General features: G+C 70.5%; 3 protein-coding genes. 1 reads left to right on the plus strand and 2 read right to left on the minus strand.

The genetic code is table 11. From position 1 onward, the window contains the following. Positions 1 to 607: 607 nt before the first annotated feature. A complete protein-coding gene (locus tag ABZ671_RS32530; RefSeq protein ID WP_357865346.1) occupies positions 608 to 1,291 on the minus strand; it encodes a response regulator transcription factor in 684 nt (227 codons plus the stop codon). A 29-nt stretch (positions 1,292 to 1,320) separates the two neighbouring features. After that, positions 1,321 to 2,604, minus strand: a complete 1,284-nt coding sequence (locus ABZ671_RS32535) for an ATP-binding protein (protein ID WP_357865349.1) — start codon at positions 2,602 to 2,604, stop codon at positions 1,321 to 1,323. Between the two features lie 210 nt (positions 2,605 to 2,814). Between ABZ671_RS32535 and phoU the strand changes: the two genes are divergently transcribed. Next, positions 2,815 to 3,456, plus strand: a complete 642-nt coding sequence (gene phoU / locus ABZ671_RS32540) for a phosphate signaling complex protein PhoU (RefSeq protein ID WP_357865351.1) — start codon at positions 2,815 to 2,817, stop codon at positions 3,454 to 3,456. Positions 3,457 to 3,515: the final 59 nt, after the last annotated feature.

Here is a 3,515-nt window from a genome sequence, read left to right on the forward strand (position 1 = left end):
ACCGGCGAACACACCACCGGTGAAAGCCAGACCAGCAACACCAAGAATGCTCTTACGCAGCATCGAGTTCATAACCAGAAGCTCCATTCGGGGGTCGGCACGCGACCCGGGGGTCAGGTCACGCGCAAGCACCACGTCAGGCGCTCAAACAAAGGGAAAAAGTCTCTGCCCGGCCGGCTCGCGGGGCGGGGCCTCTTCGCGGCGCCGGGACCATGTACAACGACCGGCTACCCACCAACATTCCGGGCTTCGCACACCCGCCTCACCGACAGGGGGCGTCTTCCTCGGCCGTGCACCCGTGTTCAACGACCGGCCGCCGCCCGGCATTCCGGCCCCGCGACGCCGCCCACCACACCCACAAACCGGACATGCCGCCCACGCCGCCAAAACGTCAGGCCCGTCAGTGGAACGCCATGGAGGTCAAACGGCTCCCATGACCTCCATGGCATTCCACCCACCAACGCGACCCAGACGCCGCAACCGGACATTCACCCCACGTCGGCAGGGCGTACCGCCGAGACGCGGGACACGCAGACGGCGCGTGCGGACGGCGAGGACGCACGACGCGGTGTGGCCCGAACCCGCCCCAGGGCGGGCACGGCGCGGATCAGGGCTCGAACTTGTAGCCCAGGCCGCGGACGGTGACGAGGTGGCGGGGCGCGGACGGTTCCGGCTCGATCTTGGAGCGCAGTCGCTTGACGTGCACGTCCAGCGTCTTGGTGTCGCCCACGTAGTCGGCGCCCCAGACCCGGTCGATGAGCTGCCCCCGGGTGAGCACCCGGCCCGCGTTGCGCAGCAGCATCTCCAGCAGCTCGAACTCCTTGAGCGGCAGTTGCACGGGGGCGCCGGACACGGTCACCACGTGCCGCTCGATGTCCATCCGGACCGGGCCGGCGGCGAGCGTCGGGGCACCCGACTCGGCCGCCTCCGCGCTCTGCCGGCGCAGCACCGCCCGGATCCGGGCAACCAGCTCACGCGGCGAGTACGGCTTGGTCACGTAGTCGTCGGCCCCGATCTCCAAGCCGACCACCTTGTCGATCTCACTGTCCCGAGCGGTGACCATGATGATCGGGACGTGTGACCGCTGGCGGAGCTGACGGCAGACCTCCGTACCCGACATTTCCGGCAACATCAGGTCGAGCAGCACGATGTCGGCACCGGTCCGGTCGAACTCGGTGAGGGCGGCCGTGCCCGTCGCGGCGACGGACACCTCGAAGCCCTCCTTGCGGAGCATGTAGGACAGGGCGTCGGAGAACGATTCCTCGTCCTCGACCACCAGTACGCGGCTCAACGGGGTGTTTCCTTTCCTGTCGGTCGGACCTACCGGGGCTCGGCCGGGCCGGCCTCGATCCCAGCAGAGGCAAGCGTCGCCTCCGGGTCGTCCGGTGGACGGGCGGGCAGCCGGAGGGTGAACGTCGACCCTCCACCAAGAGTGCTCGACACATCCACCCGGCCGCCATGGTTGCTGGCGATGTGTTTGACGATGGCCAGGCCGAGGCCGGTGCCTCCGGTGGCCCGGGAGCGGGCCTGGTCGGCCCGGTAGAAGCGTTCGAAGATCCGGTCGACCTCGTTCGGAGCGATGCCGATGCCCTGGTCGGCCACGGCGACCTCGACGTGCTCGTCGGTGGCCCGCGCGGTCACCCGGACCGTGGTGCCCTCGCCCGAGTAGTTGATCGCGTTCTCCACCAGGTTCGCGACAGCGGTGGCGAGCTGACTGCCGCTGCCGTACGCGGTGAGGCCGCGCTGGCCGTCCACGATGATCTCCACCTGGCGGGCGGTGGCCGCGGTCCGGGTCCGGTCGACCACCTCGGCGATCACCCAGTCCACGGCGACCGGCTCCGGGGCGGGCTGCGGCTCGGCGCCCTGGAGCCGGGTCAGCTCCAGCAGCTCCTGCACCAGCCGGCCCAACCGGGTCGACTCGTGTTGGATCCGCTCGGCGAACCGTCGGGCGGCGATCACGTCCTCGGACAGGTCGGGCGCGCCCTCGCCGGCCGGCTCGGTGGCGTTCACCAGTGCCTCGGCGAGGAGTTGGAGCGCGCCGATCGGGGTCTTGAGCTCGTGACTCACGTTGGCCACGAAGTCTCGCCGGACCCGGGCCAGCCGGTGCGATTCGGTCACGTCGGCCGCCTCGACCGAGATGTAACCGGCGCCCAGGCCCATCGCGCGCAGGTGCACGCCGAGCGGGTTCTCCCCCGCGCTGTCGCGGCCGCGCGGCAGGTCCAGCTCGATCTCGCGGCGCACGCCGGTGCGCCGGACCTGCCCGGCGAGGGTACGGATCAGCGGGTGCGCCGCGATGGATCCGGGCGTCGCCCCGGCACGGAGCAGGCCCATCGCCCGCGCGGCCGGGTTGACCAACACCGGCACGTCCTCCGGGTCGAGCACCACCACACCGGCGCGGAGCGAGTCGATCGTCTTACGGCCGAGCCCGGAGAGCCCGCCCTGTCGCTCATCGGGAATCCCGGGCCTCCCTGCGCTCTGACGGGAGCTTTCGCTCCCCGACGACGCCGACCGGCGCCAGTTCCTGACGGGTCGGGACAGCAGCATCCCGGCGACCAGTCCGGCCACCAGAGCCACGGCCACCTCGACCGCTACCGCCCATTCCACCCGGCGATCGTAGGGTCATTGTTCAGCCTACGTTCGACCGAAATGGGACGAAACACTCTCGCTTTCGAAGAAGTTCACTCGTGGGACCCGCGTCGTTCACCCACGTTCACCGTAGATCCGGCCACCCCCGCCTACGGTGGGTCGCGCCCCTGCTCACGCCGTAGGTGGCCCGCACCGGCCGCCGGCGGCCACCGACCTCAGGAAGTGACGATGCGCTACGAGTTCCGGGCCGACCTGCAGCTTGTCAGCCAACTGCTGGTGGACATGGCGGAGGCGGTACGCGCCGCCATGCGCCAGGCCACCACGGCCCTGCTCACCGCCGACCGCACGGCAGCCGAGACGGTGGCCGCGGGAGACGTCGAGATCGACGGACTCTACCGGGACGTGGAGGAGCGGGTCTGTGACCTGCTGGCCCGGCAGGCACCCGTCGCCTCCGACCTGCGCGCCATGATCACCGCCCTACACGTGGCCGCCGACCTGGAGCGAATGGGCGACCTGGCCGAGCACGTCGCCAAGACCGCGCTGCGCCGGCACCCCTCGCCGGCGGTGCCGGCCGAGCTGCGGCCGGTCTTCACCGACATGGCAGCCATCGCCGACCGGCTGGCCGGAAAGATCGGCAAGGTGCTGGCCAGCCCCGACGCGACCATCGCCGGCGAGCTCGACGGCGACGACGATGCCATGGACGACCTGCACAAGAGCCTCTTCACCGTGCTGCTCGGCGACGACTGGCCGTACGGGGTGGAGACGGCGATCGACGCGACCCTGCTCGGCCGCTTCTACGAGCGTTTCGCCGACCACGCCGTCAACGTCGGCGAGCACGTGGTCTACCTGATCACGGGTGAGACCGCCTGAAGTGCAAGGAGGGGGTGCCGCCGCAGCAGACTTCCATGCCCGACTCGCGGACCATCGTC

It is taken from the genome of Micromonospora sp. NPDC006766, from assembly GCF_040636055.1.
Lineage (GTDB): Bacteria > Actinomycetota > Actinomycetes > Mycobacteriales > Micromonosporaceae > Micromonospora.

Coding starts and splice junctions, on each gene's coding strand:
- phoU (WP_357865351.1), top strand. CDS start 2,815: ATGCGCTACGAGTTCCGGGCCGACCTGCAGCTTGTCAGCCAACTGCTG.